Origin of the sequence: Pseudomonas ficuserectae (assembly GCF_024584585.1) — a bacterium.
Taxonomy (GTDB): domain Bacteria; phylum Pseudomonadota; class Gammaproteobacteria; order Pseudomonadales; family Pseudomonadaceae; genus Aquipseudomonas; species Aquipseudomonas amygdali.
Map to the genome: position 1 here is coordinate 4,607,443 of NZ_CP085684.1, position 21,133 is coordinate 4,628,575.

A 21,133-nucleotide genomic window follows, 5' to 3' on the forward strand; every position below is an offset into this window, starting at 1 on the left:
GTAATATTATCATGAAAGATCTATATATAATCAGCTATGAACCGAATGGTGAGGGCGCGCCATATTTTTTTGATCTAGAGTGGGTACCAGATCTTCCAACGTTTCACTATCCAAGCGAAAATCCAGTAGAGAGTTCACTTACTTCTCATTATCGTGCAATTGCTGACACTCCGAAAATTAATGCAGACTGGCTGCCTGATCATTTCTTAGCGTCTAAAAAATTATTGGAAATTTGTGATCATCTTAGGTGCTCTTATATTAGTCGCCCCATTGAACTTAATATTCAAGGCAAAGTCAGTGAGAAAGAATACTTCTTTTTTATTGCTTCCGACAGAATAAATGCAATGGATTTAGATATGTCGACATTCACCCTTGACACTAACCCTAAGATTGACGCCTCAATATCTAATGCCCCGGTATACGAGCGCATTGAGAAACTGGTAGTGCTGAAAAACATAAAATCAGATTTATTTTACTTCGAAGAGATACATGAAGTAGTTTGCTCTAATGAATTTCTAGACAAATATATAGAACAAGGTTTAGCTGGCCTATCATTTAAAAAAATAGATGAGAATTATGAATACGCCCCTTGGGATGACTTTTAAAATCTTGAGAATCGATATTTAATTTTTCAAGAAAATATTTTCGCCCACAGCTCTTTTAAAAATTACTTATCAAGGTAGCTGCCAACTTTGCCTCAGCCACCTATTAATATCTTTTATAACGTTCACTTAAATGCCCCTATCTAGAGGAGACTCTCCGCCCGGAATGACATGACTGATGCAGAATTGCCCCAGCTGCCGAAATTTCGCTGACCCAAGGTTCCACTTCGTAAAGCGTTAGCAGGTCTGACTTGGGACTAAACACTCATGGGGCATTGCCAAGTCGGCAGATGGATCAATTCTGCACCAGCGTTAACAACTCCGGATACCATATCAGCACACATGACCGAACATGGTATCGATATAACTGGCTGAGGATGCCTGCGCTGCAACCATGGCCAATGCCATTAATGACGCAGAAACTATCGTAAATATTGAGAATATTTATATAAAAAATCAAAGCGTTACAAACATGATCTACTCCCACTCTATTATAAATACTACGTAAAGTACCTTTTATATCAGCATGTTAAAATTAGATAAACTGAAAATACCATGAGATATGCCATACGCTGCTACTTTGACGAAAATTTAGCCTCTGCGTCGACAAGCTTCCACTCCACGTCTTGTCCGAACGCTTCAGCCATCTGTCGCAAAAAAATAGTCAGCTCAGCCGGGTCGCCGTTCCGGCGCACTTCACTCAGCAGTTCGGCCGCATAGACCGGATCTAAGCGAAATAGATCAGCCATGGCTTCGTCGTGTGGTCGGCTTTTCATCTGGTGCCATCCTCTTTGTTGACTGCGCAGTACAAAGCTATGCGATATATGCCCTAGAGCGCCATGACTACAGATGCTTTTTCCTCCCGGTTATCCGCCACGTAAATGCATACATTTACACGATAACATGCCAGCCAAATGAGTTCCTGCAGACCAATCATTACATTAAAATTGGCCAAAACATATTGAGTGGAAACCGGCAGAGAGCGGTTCGAAGCTATCGCTTAACGTCTCTTCCTTTTGGGAATGTTTCGATCAGCGCATTTTGCGAGCTGCGAAAAATCATCCATCCCATCAGAATCAAGTGGCAAAAGGATGGATACTTACAGCCCCTACCTTCTCCATAAAAAAGATCGCTAATCATTAGTGCATCGTGATAAATCAGCAAAATCTACTGACAAACTCATTCATACCTACTACTTTTACCGGAAGCGAAAAAGCGGAATAAATATACTTTGCTTTTTTTCTACTATTGCCATCCTCACTAACATAATATGTTGCCTTAGCGGCAAAGATTACACTCAACATATCCCTCACCAGATTAGACGGCTTATTCTTCTTCTTGATTTTTTCTTTAAAAGCAGGATGAAAGTCTAGTAACTGATAGCCGATATGCAGCTTATCTAAATTTTTCAGGTCCTCAATTTTTTTACCACTTATCGACAAAAAACCCTGAACAGCAGCAGGAAATTTGTCCGGATGGTCCGCAGCAGCTTCATCTGCTAAAAACTCAAGAAAGGGCAAAACACTTTTATAATACTCTGATTTTTGGTCAAGAACGGTATTACTCTCGCTCTCAAAATCCTTCTTAAGCCTAAAAATCTGCTCCCTTATATTTTTATACCAATCAGGATCGTCCATCGATACAGCTGCACTTTCAATAAACCTCTTAACTACAGAACTATCAAGCACTCCGTCATTTTCCTCAATTAATTTCTTATATGCAGAGTCGCTATGCATCTTATCCGTATCAATTTCAAACGACTCACCTGTCACATCAAAATCCATTGAAGCAGCGGGTTCACTTTTTAAGTATTCAAAATGCTCATACACATCAGATCCATTTATCACAATATCGTGACCAACAGTAAATGCACCAAATCCTTCTGAAACAAACATAAGATAATCTAGATCTTCTTTTACCTTCGGATTATCATCTTTATCCGAAACTAATAAATCCCGGAGATGACTTTCGGAGTAAGGAAATTTAAACCTTTTTGACAGCTTCTTGAACAACTTCTCAAACTCGAGACCATCATACTTATCGGTTACCACTTGACCCTTCATGTACTTTATTACGTTCCAATCAAGATAAATATATTTCACTTTATACACCCTACTGATTGAATAATTACATTATAGCAATGAAGCGCCCTATGCTTTTTTGCTGCAACAGGGTAGACAGTAATTAGCTAGACCCAGTAACCTCTCGAATAAAAGCCTCACCCAGCTACCGTACCTCTACCTATTGTTATAAGCAGAATATTTAAAATTCTGGCAAAAACGACATGGTAGATAAATTCAGCGGCAACCTTGCCCACCATTATAGTCCATTGATATGTACTCTCTGCCTTTGATCCTGTGTAAGCTTATCCCCACAAAACCAAGTCAAAGCATCGCGATGTAAGCGAGAGCCTGCTCTAATATCTGCGTAAAAATTGTCCACTATAAATACCATGAACGCCCTTAAACTAAGTGCCGATTTAACAGGAATCCTGCACTCCTCGTGGCCTATATGGAGATGCACCTCAGGATGCAACTCGTTGGCATCGTCAGGAGAGTAGTCGAACCTTAAAGGACTTCTGGCCTGAAAGAAACCCGTGTCTCCTTTAGCCATGCGCTCCAAGACCTCATCAATGATGCGTCCGGAATCCATTAGATCGTCTGAGAATTTGACAGGTGAGGGATACCAACAGAGCCGATGGCGAACAATCTCACGTCTGCGCAACCCATAAGAAATTTGAAAAAAAGAACCATCCGTGAGCAACATTGAATACTGTCGATTTTCCACTAACGAGCAGTATTCGCTCAGGGTTGAGAAATCGTTTTCTTTCAGAACATATCCATCGTTACCCCAAGTCACCTCTACCAAACCATTCGATTTTTGATAGGCCTGATGGTTCCTTGAATCGATTATCAACCCGGTTTTTTGCCATTCAAAAATCAGCTGATTAATAGCCCCAATTAACTCTTCAGACTGAATAGGCATGGTCAGTCACTCAAAGATATCACGGAGGTCGTCTGGCAGATCCTCCAAAGCTATTTTCCCTTCCTTCAAAAGACGCTTAATTTTCTTTATCTGTCCAAATCCTTGATAAAGCTCCTGCACCTCATCAGGTGACTTATCCTTGTATGCATTCTCCAGCTCATCCAACTGCTCCCGAGTTGGATATTTAAAATTAAGCATGAAATTATTTGCATAGACTTGATCAATTTCCTTGACCAGAGACTGCATTACAGTACCAACACCAGTAATTCTCACCTAGGCCTTAGCCCTAGTAATAGCAGTGAATAGCGAGTTTCGTTTTTTCCCTAGATCGAAACCAGAACAGCAGTATTGCGCATTCATGACGTAAACCATGGGAGCTTCGTTACCCTTGGCCCTATGGATATGCGTTATCGCTATAGAGTCCTCAACGAAAACCACATCCTGACTGCTATTTTTCCCTACAACATGACAATTTAAACTTAAATTCCTCAACTCGTGCATCACATAAGCGGACTCGCTATTTAAAGTATATGCATCAGGGAAAACTATCAGGATGTCGCTAAACTCAAGTTCACCGCTAGTGACATCGCGCTGAATCTGCTGTGCCACCCACTTACCTTGTAACTCTTTAGTATCGAAAGCTTGATATCCTATCGCTGAATCAACATTCATCAAGCTATAAAAATAGTCGGGAGTTCTTGAAGATGAGCGCTGTAGCGACACTGTTTTCCCAAGGGACAACTCCCCAGACACGAGCTCGAAACCGATGTCTTTCCAAAACCTAGGGTCCGGAAACATGCGTATGGGCCCGCTATCACGATAGATACCCAGTCCTAGAGCCAAAGCGAGGGTGAGTGTCCAAGGAGGGTTCCTGTAACAAATCGGCAGCATAATATCTTGCTGAGGACGACCTGGCTCATTTTCAAGATGCACAAGTGCAACACCCTCAGGGGAGCACCCAAAAAGCTCATCCGCCGGAAGCATGGTGAAGTTGCCTAAATTTTGTAACTCATCATAGGCCCAGATTAATTTTTCAGGACTGCGTACAAATCTATAGACCAATTTAAAGAAAGAAACCGGAAAATCTTGAGCTTCATCTATAAGCAAATAATCATACAAGGGCTCAACTTGAACGCCATTGATTGCATCAAGAGCTTCTTGGCAAGCTCCCTCAAAAGCAGTTTCACGGGTATATTTTTGTTTGGCATCCATAAAATTCAATGGTGAAATGCCAATCTGACTACATATCTCTGAATAAATACCGACTTCTCTAGTACTACCCCAAGCATGACGAATTTTAAGAAAGTTTGGATCCGTATCTTCTTGTTTGTGTTCAAAATAAAATTTATCTGTAAGCCTTTCCAATTGTTGGTAAAGAGATCGGCTTTGGAAAGTAACGGCAATAACAAGCTCAGGATTATACGCATGCAAGTACGCAGCTTTCATAGCAAGAATAATTGTCTTGCCAGATCCAGCAAGCCCTCTTATCCGCTGGGGTTTATCTGGCGACTCAATTGCGGCTTTCTTCTGCCACCGGTCTAAATTCGCAATCTCTTTTTCAATTTTCTTTATAGTTGAACCTAAAGACCCGTCATCTTTAACCTTTGTTCTTTTTTTAGTAGGCTTAAGAACTGATGTCTTTTGAATCGAAGCATTTACGAGTTTGAATTGCTCGTCAGAAATACCAGCAAACTGCTGGACAGTCGAAACAACTGTATCTGGGGTGCATGAGTCTACACCTTCAAGTGTATCCTGCCTAAAAGATAAAACGTTTACTTGGATGGAGAGATCGCGTCTGTTTACCAACCCCTTCTCAGCCAAAAAACGCTTAACCAACCCTCTGTATAAATCGTCTTGATATTCCTCAACAATGACTGGATCATCCTCTGCTGTATTACTCAGATCAAATACCACCACGCCGTGATCTTTTGTCACCATCAGCGCATCAGTAAGCACCGCGTTCTCATTAACTTCAAAAATCGGGTAACCGATATATAGGCTACCCTCAATATCGAGGACTCGGAGGGACTGAACTAACTCATCAACCGCCTGAGGATTTTTCTTTTTGCCGAATACAAAGTCCATTAAGCCTCACTCCAAAAGAATAAAATCCCAGTGATGATCGGTTGCCGCATTCAAAGGCTTGTCAAAACCTATAACTTATCCTTTGACTAACCGAAGAGAGGATTGACTGCCTTTAACGCTTGTCCCCCCTCCGCCTTTTAACACATTCAACATTAGGCCAAATGTAAGCTCATTTATTTCTGCTTGAGGTATAGCCAACTGTTGTGCTACATGATTCTTGCTTATTCCCTCATCTCTCAGCGTCGAAAAGACTTTCTCAAGGATTACTGATTTCTCGTGAGGTATTGATTCAGGCTCGGAAGTCCGGTATCCCTCCTGAACAATCTGAATACATAAAGTTCGATATGTCCAGTCAGTAATCAAACCTAATGTATGAAGGCGATAATTCAAAGCCGCCACCGAGACAGACCAGTATTTCTTAAATTTTATAAGACTTTGAATTGTCGCTGAACGCGGCGCCTTGGCAAGCACGCTGGCTCGCGGCATAAGAAAAGCAGATGCAAAGGCATTAGCCTCTCTCTCCAAGTCTGGCCCTTGTGGGTGCGCGTGTTGGTGTAAAACTAAATGCCCAAGTTCATGAGCAGCATCAAACCGGCAGCGCTCTGCGGACTTATACGTATTCAAAAACATGAAGGGACGGCCACCACTCCACATTGAAAATGCGTCTACTTCTTTAGCATCAATAGCCAACGAGTAGACCCTTACACCCTTCGACTCTAAGGAAACTCTGAAAAAGACTTCCTAATTTGGCAAAATCTCCGGACACCAGTCGCCGAGCTTTTCGATGATGAAACAGATGACCTTCGCCGACGCCGAGTATGCCGGCAAGCGCAAGCAGACCCGTAAGGAATTGTTCCTGATCGAGATGGATCAGGTGGTGCCCTGGAAAGGTTTGATTGCCCTGATTGAGCCCTATTATCCAAAAGGAGAAGGTGGCCGGCCCGCCTACCCACTGATGGCGATGCTGCGTGTTCATCTGATGCAGAACTGGTTCGGCTACAGCGATCCGGCGATGGAAGAAGCGCTGTATGAGACGACCATCCTGCGTCAGTTTTCAGGCCTGAGCCTGGAGCGAATTCCAGACGAAACCACCATTCTCAACTTCCGTCGTCTGCTGGAAAAGCACGAGTTGGCGACCGGGATTCTCGGCGTAATTAATGGTTATCTGGGCGACCGTGGCTTGTCGTTGCGTCAAGGCACCATCGTCGATGCCACGCTGATTCACGCGCCCAGTTCGACCAAGAACAAGGATGGCAAACGCGATCCTGAGATGCATCAAACCAAGAAAGGTAACCAGTACTATTTCGGCGCCAAGGCTCACATCGGCGCCGACGACGAGTCAGGCCTGGTGCACAGCGTGGTAGTAACAGCGGCCAATGTGGCAGACGTCACGCAGGTTGCCAAACTGCTGCACGGCGAGGAAAACGTAGTCTGCGCCGACGCAGGTTACACCGGGGTCGAGAAGCGCGAAGAACACGCTGGGCGCAAGGTCATTTGGCAGATTGCCGCCCGCCGCAGCACTTACAAAAAGCATGGAAAACGCAGTATTTTGTACAAGGCGATCCGCAAAATCGAGAAGGCCAAGGCCCAGGTTCGCGCCAAGGTCGAGCATCCGTTTCGGGTCATCAAACGCCAGTTTGGCTATGAAAAAGTGCGCTTTCGGGGCTTGGCCAAGAACACCGCGCAGATGGTGACGTTGTTCGCCCTGTCAAACCTGTGGATGGCCCGTCGACATTTGTTGGCGAGCGCAGGAGAGGTGCGCGTGTAATGCAGGAAATGGTTACCGCAAAAGGCTTTGCAGCGGCCGAAAGAGCTAAAAAGCGAAGATAATTGAGCAAATTTCGACATGCATCGTTTTTTGAAAAGTGCTGAGGACTCGGTAGCCGGAAAACATCCGGCTACTTCAGACCTTCCCTAATAGAACTATCAAATTTCTGATAGAGTTTTGCCCTAATCCCCAATGAGCCCGCAGCATTTCTGCTGCAGCCTCCGGCTCTTGAATTGCTCCTGCTGCCGGGTATTCCTCAATCTCGTGGGACTTACAATCACCCTGATTTAATATTGAAAAATTTCTATCGCTCCCTAGATCTGGAATATCAGGCTCCGGCAAATCAAATCGTGACTCAATCCAATTATTTAAAAGTAAAGCGATAGCCCCTGCTCCAAGTGCAGAGTCACGCAAAGCAGCCGACATTTTTGAAAGAGAACGGAAACTTGCAATATCTGGAGTCGGGATTTCGGGATCGTCACCAAAGAAAAAACTCTCAGGAAACCCAAGGGCCTCTGCAATTCGATGCAACGTACCAGACTCAGGCTCCTGACTACCGTTCTCGTAGCCCGACACAGAGCGTTCTGTCACCCCAATTGAAATAGCGAGTTCACGTTTTTTCATCCCCCTCCGCTTCCGAGCAAGGGAGAATCGCATGGCATTAAACATGGTAAGTCAAGATGCTTTTCTAGTAATGTTGATATTAATATTCATACCATCGGGCTCAATGAAATCATCCAATTGGATGTCGTCATCGAACGAAATGCTGCTCAGAAGGATACGTTCAGCCCAGGATGTAATTTTACCATCTTCCCCAATATCCCAAGGCTTAGAAAATTCGATACGAATTTCCTTCTTTGTGATGTCGGTATGATGCAGCAAAATCCACGTATCATGATTTGAAGGGCACGTTATAGTTTTTTTCAGGTAGAAGTTCAAGAAACAAGTCTCCTTGTCGGTTTCCCTCAACAGCCTCAACAGTATTTTTTCCCTTCTTGGATCTTGTAGTGGTCTAATGGTTCCGGACACTCATTTAGGCGAGAATATCGCCAGATAGAGGTGTCTGATGACCAAACAACGCCGTACCTTTTCCGTTGAATTCAAACGCGAGGCCGCAGGCCTCGTGCTCGATCAAGGCTATAGCCATATCGAAGCCTCCCGCTCGCTTGGGGTGGTCGAATCTGCGCTGCGTCGCTGGGTCAACCAGCTTCAACAAGAGCGCAACGGTGTCACTCCACAGAGCAAAGCCCTCACGCCCGAGCAGCAAAAAATCCAGGAGCTCGAAGCCCGGATCGCCCGTCTTGAGCGGGAGAAATCCATTTTAAAAAAGGCCACCGCGCTCTTGATGTCGGAAGAGCACGAGCGCATGCGCTGATTGATCAGCTCAGTGTCCATGAGCCAATCGAATTGCTGTGCGAAGTGTTCGAGGTACCTCGCTCGTGCTACTACAACCATTGCCTGCGGCGTCGGTCTCCAGACGCCGAGCGGGTTCGTTTACTTAGCCGAGTCAATGAGCTGTTCGGGCAAAGTCGAGGCGCTGCCGGCAGCCGCAGTATCGTGTCGATGATGCAGGCGGATGGCGAGCAAATCGGTCGGTTCAAGGTGCGTAGCTTGATGCGGGAGCTGGGATTAATCAGCAAGCAACCAGGCTCGCATGCTTATAAAAAAGCAACAGTGGAGCGGCCTGACATTCCGAACATTTTGAATCGGGAGTTCGATGTACCCGCGCCCAATCAGGTCTGGTGTGGCGACATCACCTACATCTGGGCGCAAGGAAAATGGCATTACCTGGCGGTGGTTATGGATCTTTACGCGCGTCGGGTGGTGGGCTGGGCGTTTTCGAACAAACCGGATACGGACTTGGTGATCAAGGCGCTGGACATGGCTTATGAGCAACGCGGCAAGCCTCAGGGCCTGCTGTTTCATTCCGACCAGGGCGTCCAATACGGGAGCCGACAGTTTCGCCAGCGGCTTTGGCGATACCGCATACGCCAGAGCATGAGCCGCCGGGGTAATTGCTACGACAACTCGCCGATGGAGCGTGTGTTCCGCAGCTTGAAAACTGAGTGGATACCGACCGTGGGCTACATGACGGTCCAAGAGGCTCAGCGGGATATCAGTCATTACCTGATGCATCGTTACAACTGGATTCGGCCACACCAGTTCAATGATGGAATGGCGCCCGCTCAGTACGAGAAAAACCTTAACGTCGTGTCCGGGATCAGTTGACCACTACACCGTGACACAACCCGCTTTCATGCTGGAAACCAAGAAAAAGCACTTGAAGTTCAAAAATTGGAACCAGTACAAACCCGGTTTGGAGCAACGAAGACATTCCAGGCTGCTCGTGACCATTTGGAGCGGGGCAGCTTTTACCGTAGCCATCCTGTTGAATTCTTGGGTGTCTATCCTGGGGCACGCAGAAGAAGGCCTCCAAGATGTAATGATCTTTGCCTCATTTCACCTCCATCCTGAAGACTGTGGAATTCAGGGTAGAACCGCAGACACCTGGGCTGCCCTTGTCGCCGAAGGTCGAACAGTGATTGCAACACCTGCCGCTAAAGGTTACTCGTACGAAACCATGGGGTGCAAAATACAGCCCGCAAAGCCCGATGATGCAGTACAGGAGCATTGACGAGACTCCTCCATAAAGGGGTTATCGAGCTGGGCGTGCTGAGCGGGAGCACGAACCTACAAATGCGTCTGGCGAAATCTGGAGAAGCCCTGCGTTAGTAATACGCACGTACTTTGAACACCTTTCAGTCCCCTGCTACGACGCCTAAATACCCTCTGGATCAGCGCTAACGAATTCCTCTCAACCGCACAGAGGCTTCGCCATTAGTAATACGGACGGACTTGTCTCACTGTATTTCCACCTCAGTGCCAGTTGCTTTGGAATGTAATACGCATGCACCTGTCTCAACAGATGGAGCGGCTGGCTTACCAGCGCGATACCAGCTCGCACGGCTCATTCCAAGGGACTCCCAAGGCTTCCGGCGGCTCAATGAGGCGCTTTCATAGCTCTGACGGTCTGTTGCGCCGGCGGCGCGCCTACGGATCTCGTGGCGCTTCTTATCGCGTTCTCGGGCCATCTCCGAGCTGATAATCGTCTTGAGTTGCCGTTGCTCATCTGTAGTGATCCCAAACAGGTTTATGAGGGTGTCGTTCTTAGGGGTGTATAGCGGTGGATAGTCTCTGCCTCCGAAACTGACCCTTTCCCCCGACTCGTAGGCTTTGGCTTTGCTGAACAACGTCATCAGCTCTCTGGAGCGGCTGTTCCATTGTGGATCTAGTTCGCGGGCCAGCGCTGAGGCTTCGTGATACATCTGCTTGCTGTTGGTCGCGCCGGACAGTAGCAGGAAGTTCAAGCGCCAAAACAAGTGTTGCATCCGGCAGCCTTCGTTGACACCGCCGCGCAGCTCGGCGAGCTTGCGCAGGTCTTCGAGTCGATCCCACGCAAGCTGGCGGCCGGAGAATCTGCGGAGATTGTCAGCTTTTCCCCCAGACACCAAAAGGAAGGGCTTAGGCTTGCATTTGACCCGCTCGGCCTGTTCCTGCCGCTGCTGCTCTATTGTCCAGCGGGCAGTTGGTAGCAGGGCCTCGGCCAGATACTCAAACTTATAGCGGACCGGCTGGCCATCGGTGTCGTTGGTGACGTGAACAACGCGACAGACTTCGCCACTCTTGCTGTTGACTGTCTGGATGGTTCGCAGAACGCGGCTCGCGTCTTTGGCCATCGGATCGGCACCGACGTGTGCGAGGCGATCCACTAGGTAGCGTTGGCACGCATTCCAGCGGGGCAATGCCTGACGCGGGATAGTACCGTCGAGTAGCCATTTCGCTTGGATACCCCGGCCGCTGTAGATCAGTACGGACGGTGCCGGCAATCCTTCTTCGGCGCAGAAATACAGCACCGACATCGCCAGTTGGTCAGGCGTGCGACCGGCGAGAGCCGGTATGCGGTAGGTGTCAAGATCGGTGAACAACAGCCCCAAACGGGCAAGGTTCACGACCCGTCGATTGGGCCGGATGAACTCTGCCTGTGACATCCATGTGTCGCGGGTTTTATCCACCAAATTGAGAACGGCGGGCATGTCCGCTAACCGGTGGGAGGACTGGCGTTTTTCGCCACGTACGTCAACCAGCAGCGAGAAAAACCCGCTCCTGTTGCTGTCGTGGTACATCTGCGCCTCGTCCTGAGAACTGAACAGCGCAAGCTGTGAACATTGGTGTCGACCGCAAGCCGTTCTAGCATGCTGCTGCGATATGGGCCCTGCATCGGGCCCGATCTGCACCGCTCAAGCTCCAATTCCGGGCCTGGGCGCAGGGCCGGAGTCCTTACATGCTTCAATCCAATCTTCGACCTCAGCCAAATCCCATACTACTTTGCGACTGCTGATCGCAATGCGGCGTGGGAACTTACCTTTGATTTCAAAGTTGTATATGGTCCGCTCACACAGCGGGATCATCGCTAGCAGCGTCTTTTTATCGATAAGCGTTCTGTTCGTTGATACCTGCATACCCTTGCCTCAATCAGTCACATTGAATGTGTGCCTGATCGTGCCCGGATGTGCCGCTTGCTTCGACGAGATGATTGGCTAAAATGGTTGACATGAAAAATAGATCAACCATCGCCATTTGGAAGGGATGCGACCCAACCGTCGCAGATGCCATTCGACGGTTTCGGGATTGCTGGGAGCCGTACTCCGCAGCTTCGAAGCGTTACCCTATCGCCCGACTTGTAGAAGAACTTATCGACCCTGCCGTAACTACGTATACGGCAACGCTTCCCTCGCCTCATCGGGGGCACATACCGGGAGCCGGTTCAGGCGTAGCCTTCAGCAAAATCATGCGGTTGGTAGGTATTGAGGCAATGCTCCGCGTACAACGCCAATTGCTGAGAGCTTTTGTCTTAACAGAAGACAAACAGTCCGAAGGAGACCGACGATATATCGCCACCCTCGAAACGTTGATAGAGCTTGTATGGGCATGCAAACGCAAACAACCGGCGAAGAGAAAAGTGCGTGGTGGCGGCGTGAATGGTCGACGCTTTAGGGGCTTTTGTAGATTTTGCGGCACCCTTGCAGAGCTGACTTCATTCGCCGAATCCGCAGATGCAGAGGGCAAACGCGGAATAGATGAAGAGCTACGCATGAGCAAAATGCGTGGAGTAGATGAAGACTTACGCCTGAGCAATCTGTACTGCGAGGCCCATCGCCCCAAGTTGCCGGATAAAACGTGGAATCCCGCTTACAGAAAAGCGAAACGATCTATAGCGCAATTCGACCTTGAGTTAGCCAGAATCAGCCGACAATGCGCCTCGCGAGGTACTCCGCAAGCGAAATCAGGTGACGAGCTGGTTGACAGCTACATACACAACTACATGCTTGGCCAGACGTTAACGCTAGGAGAGGAAGCAGAGTTACGGGACCTAGCGCGGCTTATGGTGGATTCAAGGTTATCTGACAGAAAAAAACAAATGCTCATGCTCCGACGGCTTGGCTTCAATCAATCAGAGATTGCGCGCAGGCTGGGTATTGAACGCCAAGCGGTATCCAAAGCCATTGCCTCAATCCCAGAAATACTTTACTTGAGTCAGCCACAACGATCCCGTTAGTGGCTCGTTTTAGTGTCAACCAAAACACACAATCAATAACGGTTCACGCGGCCGCACCGGATCTCAAACCCTCGCTCGTGGTTTTTTTAGCGTCCACTCGTCAATCATATCCGCCCAATCTTGTAACATCGCCCGACGCTGATCGCGGTATTCGGCCTTGTTGTAGACGGTCCGTACGCCCTTCTGCTCGTGCGCAAGGCACTTCTCAATCCAGTCTGAGTTGTAACCCGCCTCATGCAGCAGCGTGCTGGCTGTGCGCCTCAAATCATGCGGTCCGAACTTGCTCAACGGCTGCCCTTCCTTCTGCGCAAGCCGGTAGGTTAGCGTCAGCACCTGATTGATCGTCGCGGTGCTCATTGGCAAATCGGAATCGTACCGGGAGGGAAAGACGTAATCCGAACCACCGGCAAACGTCTTCAACGCGATGAAGAAATCCAAAGCCTGCTGAGATAAGAACACCAAATGGGGGTTGCGGCGCTTCATCCGCTCTTTCGGAATGGTCCACAAGGCTTCGCTGAAATTGATCTCATTCCAGGTAGCGTTGGTCAGCTCACTTTTGCGAACCATGGTCAGCAACAATAACTTAGCGGCCACCCTCACGGATGAGGCGGTGCCGATGCGGTCCAGGTACTGATACATCAACGCGATTTCGTCAGGCCCTAAAGCGCGGTCACGTGGCTCGAATTTAGCGATGCTTGCAGGACGTACCAAATCAGCCGGGTTATCGACCTTCTGGCCGCGCTCAATCGCCCATCGGAACACCTGCATCACGATCTCGCGGGAGTGCACTGCCGTAGCTGGAGCTCCTCGCTCCACGATTGCATCAGTCAGCGCTCGCAAATCCTCATGATTGATTTCCACCAGTTTCTGATTACCGAAGTGCGGCTTTAGCTCGCGCTCGTAAACCGATCGGCGCATGTCACGGGTCGAGTCAGCCATCTGATACCCACGCAGCCATTTCTCAGCCCACGCATCAAACGTCTCTGCCCCTTTGGTGCGCGCCTTGGCACGGGCTTTCTCTTTGGCAGGTGACCTACCCGCCGAAACCATCTTTTTAGCTTCTCCCAGGCGCTCTCTGGCTTCAGCAAGTGTGATGCCACCCACACCATAGCGACCGAACGTGATGGTCTCCTGACGGCCGTTGATGGAGTAGTTGTAGCGAAATGAGATGGAACCGGCAGCAGTGACGGCCACGTACAGCCCGTCGCGGTCGTTCACTTTGTAGAGTTTTTCTTTCGATTTGAGGTTACGCAGCTTGGTATCGGTCAACATGGCAGTTATGGATTCCATGAAAAAAAATACCATGCTCAGAAAAGCACTCATGCACCACGGTAAAATCCAATGAAACCGGGCTGATGATGAGATTTGATACCATGACCTACCTTACTAGGGCGACATGGTATCGAGCACCGAACATGGTATTTGGATCAGTCAATGCCCCGTACCATGCCATACAAACACGGTGCTTGGCGATGCACAAAGCTGCCAGAATTTGCCAGACCCAAAAAGCCAAAAGCCCGCAATTACGCGGGCCTCAGGGCATTTCTTGCTAGATCGTGCCGGACAATGCCGGACATCCAATCATTCCCACTCAATAGTAGCCGGCGGCTTGCTCGACACGTCATAAGTCACCCGCGAGATCCCTTCGATCTCATTGATGATCCGGCCACTCACCGTCTCCAGCAGCTCATAAGGCAAGTGCGCCCAACGAGCGGTCATGAAGTCGATGGTTTCGACAGCGCGCAGCGCGACGACCCAGGCGTAGCGGCGGCCGTCGCCGACGACGCCAACCGATTTGACCGGCTGGAACACCACGAACGCCTGGCTGACTTTGTGGTACCAGTCGGCCTTGCGCAGTTCTTCGATGAAGATGTGGTCGGCACGACGCAGGAGATCGGCGTATTCCTTCTTCACTTCGCCGAGGATGCGCACGCCCAGGCCTGGGCCTGGGAATGGGTGGCGGTAGACCATGTCGTACGGCAGGCCAAGTTCAAGGCCCAGGCGGCGGACTTCGTCCTTGAACAGCTCGCGCAGTGGCTCGACCAGTTTGAGGTTCATTTCTTCCGGCAGGCCGCCCACGTTGTGGTGCGACTTGATGACGTGGGCCTTGCCGCTTTTCGCGCCAGCCGACTCGATGACGTCCGGGTAGATGGTGCCTTGCGCCAGGTATTTGATATTGTCCAGCTTGCAGGACTCGGCATCGAACACGTCGATGAAGGTACGGCCGATGATCTTGCGCTTCTTCTCTGGGTCGCTCTCGCCTTCCAGGTTGTTCAGGAACTGCTCTTCGGCGTTGGCGCGGATCACCTTGACGCCCATGTTCTCGGCGAACATGGCCATTACTTGCTCGCCTTCGTGCAGACGCAGCAGGCCGTTGTCGACGAATACGCAGGTCAGTTGATCGCCAATGGCCTTGTGCAGCAACGCGGCAACGACAGACGAGTCAACGCCGCCGGACAGGCCCAGCAGGACGTTGTCGGTGCCTACCTGGGCGCGAACCTGAGCGATAGCGTCTTCAGCAATCTTCGACGGGGTCCACAGTGCTTCACAGCCGCAGATGTCGAGGATGAAGCGCGACAGGATGCGACCGCCCTGCTTGGTGTGGGTCACTTCCGGGTGGAACTGCACGCCGTAGTAACCGCGAGCATCGTCAGCCATACCGGCAATCGGGCAGCTCGGGGTACTGGCCAGAATGTGGAAGTCTTCCGGCAGTTTGGTGACCTTGTCACCGTGACTCATCCATACGTCGAGGCCAAACAGGCCGTCGGCGTCGATATGGTCTTCGATACCATCGAGCAGACGGCTTTTGCCGACTACATCAACGCGAGCGTAGCCGAACTCGCGCAGCTCGGAACCGGCAACCTTGCCGCCCAACTGCTCGGCCATGGTCTGCATGCCGTAGCAGATACCGAACACCGGAACACTCAGGTCAAATACCGCTTGCGGGCAGCGCGGGCTGTTGGCTTCGTGTACGGACTCGGGGCCGCCGGCGAGGATCACGCCTTTTGGAGCGAATTCGCGAATCGCTTCGTCGTCCATGTCAAACGGATGCAGCTCGCAGTACACGCCGATTTCACGCACGCGGCGGGCGATCAGTTGGGTGTACTGGGAACCGAAGTCGAGGATCAGGATACGGTGGGCGTGAATGTCGAGGGCCATGACTCATTCTCGTCAAAAAACAGAAACGACACGGGGCTGCGTCAACAGCCCCGGCTATAAAAAGTATTGGCCTGCATCGCGGCGCACACCACGATGCAGTCCGGATCAACCAACGCGATAGTTCGGCGCTTCCTTGGTGATCTGCACGTCATGGACGTGGGACTCAGCCATACCGGCGCCAGTAATGCGCACGAACTCGGGCTTGGTGCGCATCTGCTCGATGTCAGCACTGCCGGTGTAACCCATGGAGGAACGCAGACCGCCCATCAACTGATGGATGATGGCCGACAACGGACCTTTATAAGCCACACGGCCTTCGATGCCTTCCGGCACCAGTTTCTCGGCACCTGCGGACGAATCCTGAAAGTAGCGATCGGACGAGCCTTGCGCCTGGGACATTGCACCCAGCGACCCCATGCCGCGATAGGCCTTGTAGGAACGACCCTGGAACAGTTCGATCTCGCCTGGCGCTTCTTCAGTACCGGCGAACATCGAGCCCATCATCACGCAGGAGGCGCCAGCCACGATAGCCTTGGACAGGTCACCGGAGAAGCGGATACCGCCGTCGGCGATCATCGGCACGCCAGTGCCTTCAAGGGCAGCGGAGACGTTGGCGATGGCGCTGATCTGCGGCACGCCGACACCGGCAACGATACGCGTGGTGCAGATGGAGCCAGGGCCGATACCGACCTTTACTGCATCGGCGCCTGCGGCAACCAGTGCCTTGGCTGCTTCGCCGGTGGCGATGTTGCCGCCGATGACCTGCACCTGAGGGAAGTTTTCCTTCACCCAGCGAACGCGGTCGATCACACCTTTGGAGTGACCGTGAGCGGTGTCGACCACGACAACGTCAACGCCGGCAGCAACCAGCGCAGTGACGCGCTCGCCGGTGTCCTTGCCGGTACCGACTGCAGCGCCGACGCGCAGGCGAGCCTGATCGTCCTTGCTGGCCAGCGGGTATGCCTTGGCTTTTTCGATGTCCTTGACGGTCATCATGCCCTTGAGCGCGAAGTTGGCATCCACGATCAGGACTTTTTCCAGACGGTGCTTGTGCAGCAGCTCACGCACTTCGTTCTTGTCGGCGCCTTCACGCACGGTGACCAGACGTTCTTTAGGCGTCATCACTTCGCGGACAGGGACATCAAGACGGTTTTCGAAGCGTACGTCGCGGGACGTCACGATGCCGACCAGGTCGCCATTGTGCAGAACCGGTACGCCGGAAATGTTGTGCATGCGGGTGAGTTCGAACAGATCGCGAACAGTGGCGTCGGCTTCGATCGTGATCGGGTCTTTAACCACACCGGCCTCGAACTTCTTGACCTTGCGCACTTCGGCAGCTTGCTGCTCGATGGTCATGTTCTTGTGAATGATACCGATACCGCCTTCCTGGGCCATGGCAATTGCCAGACGGGCCTCGGTGACTGTATCCATTGCAGCAGAGACCAAAGGTATATTCAGCTCGATGCCACGGGTCAAACGGGTTTTCAGACTGACTTCGTTGGGAAGTACCTCGGAATAACCGGGCACAAGGAGAATGTCGTCGAATGTAAGGGCTTCTTGACTGATACGCAGCATCGCGGGGGCTCCCGGGCGGGAAATTGGAAGCGCGCCATTATACCCACAGACCCCGCCCGGCTCAATGTAAACCTCAGCCTATTATCAAAGCTGTTTATAGACGCACATTAACGCAGGAGACCGGGCGATCCAGACGTTCGGCGAAGTCATCCAGAAAGGTCTGCGTGAACGACGCATCCAGCCAATTGTTGAAGATGAAACCGAGGTTGGAAAATCCGCAGGCGTCGAGAAAAAGAAAGCCGTTGATGTCATCTTCGTGGCGGCATTCGGGGCAGGTGAAATTATCGGTGTGACCGGGCATCCAGTCTTCCAGGCTGTCGAACAGCGCGTCCCCCACTTCGCGACGACACTCCGGGCAACCGGCCTCTTCGGCAAAGTCGTTCAGCGGGGTATAGATGCAGCGCTTGGTGACGATTTCCAGACCATTGACTGTTTGCCCGAAAGGCAATGCATCGGGGTGCTTTACTACCCTTCTCGCTCCGGGTGCCACGGCGTAGGCCATCTTGTTATAGGTGCGCCCGCATGTCGTCAGCTCCGGCTCGACTACATCGAGCTTGACCAGCCAGCGCAGAATCAGCCGCGCCCTGGCCTCGTGCCCGGGAAAGGTGGAAATTTGCGGGACGATAATGCTTTGGGTGTTCATAACGGAGCGTCGCTTAAAGCTGTTCGAGGCCGCAGCTTAATAGGCTGATCATTCTGGTCAAGGTGAAATCATGATCGAAGTGGCGATACGGACCCGTGCGCCAGACCGGCATTGCCATTATGATGCCCGACATGATCAAAGACCCTTTCGCAAGACTCGGCCTCGACCGGGAAGTCCTTACTGTCAGCCAGCTCAACGGCCGTGCGCGGGTGTTGCTGGAGGACGTGTTCAGCAGTATCTGGGTCGAAGGCGAGATATCCAATCTCTCGCGTCCGGCTTCGGGGCACGTGTACTTCACGCTGAAGGACTCTGGCGCGCAGGTGCGTTGCGCACTGTTCCGGCAGAGCGCGGCGCGTGTGCGTCAGGCGCTCAAGGACGGTTTGCAGGTCAAGGTGCGCGGCAAGGTGTCGCTATTTGAAGGCCGCGGCGACTATCAGTTGATTCTCGACACGGTGGAACCTGCCGGTGATGGTGCGTTGCGCCTGGCATTCGATGCGTTGAAAGCCAAGCTCAGCGACGAAGGCCTGTTCAGCGCCGAGCGCAAGATCGCACTGCCGCTGCACCCGCAACGTATCGGGATTATCAGCTCTCCGACCGGTGCGGTGATCCGCGACATCATTAGTGTGTTCCGCCGCCGCGCACCGAGGGTCGAACTGACATTGATCCCCACCGCCGTTCAGGGGCGTGAGGCGATCAACCAGATTGTCCGCGCGCTGAAACTGGCCGACAGCAGAGGCTTCGATGCACTGATACTCGCCCGTGGCGGTGGATCGCTGGAGGACCTGTGGTGCTTCAACGAAGAAGCCGTCGCCCGCGCCATCGATGCTTGCGTGACGCCGATTGTCAGCGCCGTTGGCCATGAGACCGATGTGTCCATCAGTGATTTCGTGGCCGATGTGCGCGCACCGACGCCCTCCGCTGCCGCCGAACTGCTCGCCCCGGACTCCAGTGACCTGCATCGACGCGTCGACAGCCTGCACCGCCGACTGGTGAGCCGTATGCAGGATCGACTGATGCGCGAGCGCTTGCGTCTTGAGGGCATTTCGCGGCGTCTGCGTCATCCTGGCGAGCGCTTGCGTCAGCAGTCGCAACGGCTGGACGACCTGGACATGCGCCTGCGCCGCGCTTTCGAACAGAACATGCACCAACGTCAGGTGCGTCTCGCCCACATGCAGAGCCGTCTCGCTGCACAGCATCCGGGCCGAACCCTGGGTTTTCTGCGTCAGCGTCTGGATGCATTGGCCGAGCGTCTGCCGAGAGCCATTCGCGAACAGATCAAGGCACGCAAGCTGCAACTGCAAAGTCAGGTGCAGACCCTCAACGTGGTCAGCCCGCTCGCCACACTGGGACGCGGCTACAGCATTCTGCTCGACGAGCGGGGCCATGCGATCCGTAATGCCGCACAAACCCGAACGGGCCAGCGACTCACCGCCAGGCTCGGCGAAGGCGAACTGCAAGTGCGCGTCGAAGACAATCACCTCACGCCTGTGACCCTTTCCCTTCTGGACTGACTGCCTGATGCTACGTTTTATTGCCCCGCTGTTCGCCCTGCTCCTGTGTTTGCCCGCCCACGCCGACAGCTTCATCACCCGCGCACTCGACAAACCGGTGCCCGGTGGCGTTGCCGTAATTGATCTGGGCACTGGCACTCAGGCGCCGACTGCCACCTATCAAGGCAAACCGGTGCTGGTGGTCAAGGAACAGGGCACGCGATGGCTGGCCATCGTCGGCATCCCGTTGACGGTCAAGCCTGGCACTCAACAAGTGACCTCGGGCGGGCGCACGCTGAACTTCACGGTCGGCAGCAAGAAATACCCGGAACAGCACATCACGCTCAAGAACAAACGTCAGGTGAACCCAAACCCTGAAGACAACAAGCGTATCGAGGGCGAACTGGCTGAACAGCTACGCGCCTACCGCAGCTTCAGCCCCGGAACGCCGAGCAACCTGATTCTGGACAAGCCAGTCAACGGACCGCTATCGAGCAGGTTCGGCGTACGTAGACTCTTTAACGGCGAGGAGCGCAACCCGCACTCAGGACTGGATTTCGCTGTACCGGCCGGCACGCCGATCAAATCTCCGGCTGCGGGCAAGGTCATCCTGACCGGTAATTACTTTTTCAATGGCAACACTGTATTTGTTGACCACGGCCAAGGCTTCATCAGCATGTTTTGCCACATGTCGAAAATCGATGTGAAAGTCGGTGATCTGGTCCCTCGTGGTGGCGTGGTCGGCAAGGTCGGTGCTACCGGTCGCGCAACCGGCCCGCACATGCACTGGAACGTCAGCCTCAACGATGCGCGCGTGGACCCGGCAATCTTCATCGGCGCGTTTCAGCCGTAACACTGTTCGTCAGCAAGCGCTAAGGCGCTTGCCAACGACAGCGGTTCTTTGCGCACATCGCTTTCGACCAACAATAACCAGAAAATAAACGCTCATAACCCGCTATAAAAAATCGATAACGGCGTATTTTCGAGAATTTATCCCAATCTTTTTCAAGTGCTTGCCATCATTCATTCCAATGGTTACGGTTGGCCTCATGAAAACCTCTCAAACCCTAATTCTGTTGCGCCAACATCGGTGCCTCAGCCTGGTCAGTGCCCGACTGCCAGGCTAGATTGCTGTGCCTCGCCCCTGTGTTCGCAACCCCTGTGCTTTTTAGAACGGAAGGCCGACCCTAACCCGGCCCCGTGAATACA

20 protein-coding genes and 1 pseudogene are annotated in these 21,133 nt (G+C 51.8%); 7 read left to right on the forward strand and 14 right to left on the reverse strand.

The annotated features are described in order from the left end of the window. The first annotated feature begins 11 nt into the window (after positions 1-11). Entirely contained in the window at positions 12-605 is a 594-nt protein-coding gene (locus LJU29_RS20325) for a hypothetical protein (protein WP_057421829.1), read from the forward strand. 572 nt (positions 606-1,177) lie between these two features. Here the strand turns inward: LJU29_RS20325 and LJU29_RS20330 are convergent. The 6 genes and pseudogenes from LJU29_RS20330 to LJU29_RS20355 form a co-directional block, all read right to left on the reverse strand. Next, a complete protein-coding gene (locus tag LJU29_RS20330) occupies positions 1,178-1,351 on the reverse strand; it encodes a transcriptional regulator (RefSeq protein ID WP_442628259.1) in 174 nt (57 codons plus the stop codon). Positions 1,352-1,759: 408 nt separating this feature from the next. Beyond that, positions 1,760-2,665: a hypothetical protein gene (locus LJU29_RS20335; RefSeq protein ID WP_257111123.1), complete on the reverse strand. Its 906-nt coding sequence runs from the start codon at positions 2,663-2,665 to the stop codon at positions 1,760-1,762. A gap of 256 nt (positions 2,666-2,921) precedes the next feature. Next, positions 2,922-3,587 (reverse strand): DUF2290 domain-containing protein, encoded by a 666-nt coding sequence (locus LJU29_RS20340; RefSeq protein ID WP_069076953.1) that lies wholly within the window; start codon positions 3,585-3,587, stop codon positions 2,922-2,924. A gap of 6 nt (positions 3,588-3,593) precedes the next feature. Then, positions 3,594-3,833, reverse strand: a complete 240-nt coding sequence (locus LJU29_RS20345; protein ID WP_257111124.1) for a hypothetical protein — start codon at positions 3,831-3,833, stop codon at positions 3,594-3,596. Positions 3,834-3,860: 27 nt separating this feature from the next. Beyond that, a complete protein-coding gene (locus LJU29_RS20350; protein WP_257111125.1) occupies positions 3,861-5,672 on the reverse strand; it encodes a DEAD/DEAH box helicase in 1,812 nt (603 codons plus the stop codon). A 75-nt stretch (positions 5,673-5,747) separates the two neighbouring features. Then, positions 5,748-6,377 (reverse strand): annotated as a pseudogene (locus LJU29_RS20355) (ImmA/IrrE family metallo-endopeptidase); the annotation flags it as partial. Positions 6,378-6,459: 82 nt separating this feature from the next. On the opposite strand from LJU29_RS20355, the gene LJU29_RS20360 reads away from it, so the two are divergent. After that, positions 6,460-7,440 carry an IS5-like element ISPsy2 family transposase gene (locus LJU29_RS20360; RefSeq protein WP_054078085.1) on the forward strand — a complete coding sequence of 327 codons (981 nt, stop codon included), beginning with the start codon at positions 6,460-6,462 and terminating at the stop codon, positions 7,438-7,440. 135 nt (positions 7,441-7,575) lie between these two features. Here LJU29_RS20360 and LJU29_RS20365 read toward each other — a convergent pair whose 3' ends face one another. Together LJU29_RS20365 and LJU29_RS20370 are read right to left on the reverse strand one after the other, a co-directional pair. Then, positions 7,576-8,109 (reverse strand): helix-turn-helix domain-containing protein, encoded by a 534-nt coding sequence (locus LJU29_RS20365; protein ID WP_306459380.1) that lies wholly within the window; start codon positions 8,107-8,109, stop codon positions 7,576-7,578. 6 nt (positions 8,110-8,115) lie between these two features. Continuing rightward, the gene (locus LJU29_RS20370; RefSeq protein WP_257111126.1) at positions 8,116-8,379 is read right to left on the reverse strand and encodes a hypothetical protein; all 264 of its coding nucleotides are present in this window, start codon (positions 8,377-8,379) and stop codon (positions 8,116-8,118) included. A gap of 127 nt (positions 8,380-8,506) precedes the next feature. On the opposite strand from LJU29_RS20370, the gene LJU29_RS20375 reads away from it, so the two are divergent. Next, a protein-coding gene (locus LJU29_RS20375; RefSeq protein ID WP_122320854.1) for an IS3 family transposase occupies positions 8,507-9,669 on the forward strand; the annotation gives its coding sequence in 2 pieces (ribosomal slippage) (positions 8,507-8,762 and positions 8,762-9,669; 1,164 coding nt in all). Positions 9,670-9,697: 28 nt separating this feature from the next. Beyond that, entirely contained in the window at positions 9,698-10,075 is a 378-nt protein-coding gene (locus LJU29_RS20380; protein ID WP_257111127.1) for a hypothetical protein, read from the forward strand. Positions 10,076-10,301: 226 nt separating this feature from the next. Here the strand turns inward: LJU29_RS20380 and LJU29_RS20385 are convergent, their stop codons facing one another. Both LJU29_RS20385 and LJU29_RS20390 read right to left on the reverse strand, forming a co-directional pair. Then, the gene (locus LJU29_RS20385; RefSeq protein ID WP_257111128.1) at positions 10,302-11,624 is read right to left on the reverse strand and encodes a replication protein; all 1,323 of its coding nucleotides are present in this window, start codon (positions 11,622-11,624) and stop codon (positions 10,302-10,304) included. A 114-nt stretch (positions 11,625-11,738) separates the two neighbouring features. Further along, positions 11,739-11,960, reverse strand: coding sequence for a helix-turn-helix transcriptional regulator (locus LJU29_RS20390; RefSeq protein ID WP_257111129.1), 222 nt, complete (start codon positions 11,958-11,960; stop codon positions 11,739-11,741). 353 nt (positions 11,961-12,313) lie between these two features. Between LJU29_RS20390 and LJU29_RS20395 the strand changes: the two genes are divergently transcribed. Further along, complete coding sequence (locus LJU29_RS20395; protein WP_257111130.1) at positions 12,314-13,057, forward strand: hypothetical protein; 744 nt, start codon at positions 12,314-12,316, stop codon at positions 13,055-13,057. A 63-nt stretch (positions 13,058-13,120) separates the two neighbouring features. Here LJU29_RS20395 and LJU29_RS20400 read toward each other — a convergent pair whose 3' ends face one another. The 4 genes from LJU29_RS20400 to LJU29_RS20415 form a co-directional block, all read right to left on the reverse strand. After that, positions 13,121-14,329, reverse strand: a complete 1,209-nt coding sequence (locus LJU29_RS20400; protein WP_257112804.1) for a tyrosine-type recombinase/integrase — start codon at positions 14,327-14,329, stop codon at positions 13,121-13,123. 309 nt (positions 14,330-14,638) lie between these two features. Continuing rightward, positions 14,639-16,216 (reverse strand): glutamine-hydrolyzing GMP synthase, encoded by a 1,578-nt coding sequence (gene guaA / locus LJU29_RS20405; RefSeq protein ID WP_257111131.1) that lies wholly within the window; start codon positions 16,214-16,216, stop codon positions 14,639-14,641. Between the two features lie 105 nt (positions 16,217-16,321). Then, positions 16,322-17,791, reverse strand: a complete 1,470-nt coding sequence (guaB, locus tag LJU29_RS20410) for an IMP dehydrogenase (RefSeq protein ID WP_004666065.1) — start codon at positions 17,789-17,791, stop codon at positions 16,322-16,324. A 94-nt stretch (positions 17,792-17,885) separates the two neighbouring features. Next, positions 17,886-18,434, reverse strand: a complete 549-nt coding sequence (locus tag LJU29_RS20415) for a hypothetical protein (protein WP_057454372.1) — start codon at positions 18,432-18,434, stop codon at positions 17,886-17,888. A 131-nt stretch (positions 18,435-18,565) separates the two neighbouring features. Between LJU29_RS20415 and xseA the strand changes: the two genes are divergently transcribed. Both xseA and LJU29_RS20425 read left to right on the forward strand, forming a co-directional pair. Then, complete coding sequence (gene xseA / locus LJU29_RS20420) at positions 18,566-19,945, forward strand: exodeoxyribonuclease VII large subunit (protein WP_183137965.1); 1,380 nt, start codon at positions 18,566-18,568, stop codon at positions 19,943-19,945. A gap of 7 nt (positions 19,946-19,952) precedes the next feature. Continuing rightward, the gene (locus LJU29_RS20425) at positions 19,953-20,777 is read left to right on the forward strand and encodes a M23 family metallopeptidase (protein WP_057454373.1); all 825 of its coding nucleotides are present in this window, start codon (positions 19,953-19,955) and stop codon (positions 20,775-20,777) included. Positions 20,778-21,133 lie beyond the last annotated feature (356 nt).

Coding starts and splice junctions, on each gene's coding strand:
- LJU29_RS20325 (WP_057421829.1), top strand. CDS start 12: ATGAAAGATCTATATATAATCAGCTATGAACCGAATGGTGAGGGCGCG.
- LJU29_RS20330 (WP_442628259.1), bottom strand. CDS start 1,351: ATGGCTGATCTATTTCGCTTAGATCCGGTCTATGCGGCCGAACTGCTG.
- LJU29_RS20335 (WP_257111123.1), bottom strand. CDS start 2,665: ATGAAGGGTCAAGTGGTAACCGATAAGTATGATGGTCTCGAGTTTGAG.
- LJU29_RS20340 (WP_069076953.1), bottom strand. CDS start 3,587: ATGCCTATTCAGTCTGAAGAGTTAATTGGGGCTATTAATCAGCTGATT.
- LJU29_RS20345 (WP_257111124.1), bottom strand. CDS start 3,833: ATGCAGTCTCTGGTCAAGGAAATTGATCAAGTCTATGCAAATAATTTC.
- LJU29_RS20350 (WP_257111125.1), bottom strand. CDS start 5,672: ATGGACTTTGTATTCGGCAAAAAGAAAAATCCTCAGGCGGTTGATGAG.
- LJU29_RS20360 (WP_054078085.1), top strand. CDS start 6,460: ATGAAACAGATGACCTTCGCCGACGCCGAGTATGCCGGCAAGCGCAAG.
- LJU29_RS20365 (WP_306459380.1), bottom strand. CDS start 8,109: ATGTTTAATGCCATGCGATTCTCCCTTGCTCGGAAGCGGAGGGGGATG.
- LJU29_RS20380 (WP_257111127.1), top strand. CDS start 9,698: ATGCTGGAAACCAAGAAAAAGCACTTGAAGTTCAAAAATTGGAACCAG.
- LJU29_RS20385 (WP_257111128.1), bottom strand. CDS start 11,624: ATGTACCACGACAGCAACAGGAGCGGGTTTTTCTCGCTGCTGGTTGAC.
- LJU29_RS20390 (WP_257111129.1), bottom strand. CDS start 11,960: ATGCAGGTATCAACGAACAGAACGCTTATCGATAAAAAGACGCTGCTA.
- LJU29_RS20395 (WP_257111130.1), top strand. CDS start 12,314: ATGCTCCGCGTACAACGCCAATTGCTGAGAGCTTTTGTCTTAACAGAA.
- LJU29_RS20400 (WP_257112804.1), bottom strand. CDS start 14,329: ATGTTGACCGATACCAAGCTGCGTAACCTCAAATCGAAAGAAAAACTC.
- guaA (WP_257111131.1), bottom strand. CDS start 16,216: ATGGCCCTCGACATTCACGCCCACCGTATCCTGATCCTCGACTTCGGT.
- guaB (WP_004666065.1), bottom strand. CDS start 17,791: ATGCTGCGTATCAGTCAAGAAGCCCTTACATTCGACGACATTCTCCTT.
- LJU29_RS20415 (WP_057454372.1), bottom strand. CDS start 18,434: ATGAACACCCAAAGCATTATCGTCCCGCAAATTTCCACCTTTCCCGGG.
- xseA (WP_183137965.1), top strand. CDS start 18,566: ATGATCAAAGACCCTTTCGCAAGACTCGGCCTCGACCGGGAAGTCCTT.
- LJU29_RS20425 (WP_057454373.1), top strand. CDS start 19,953: ATGCTACGTTTTATTGCCCCGCTGTTCGCCCTGCTCCTGTGTTTGCCC.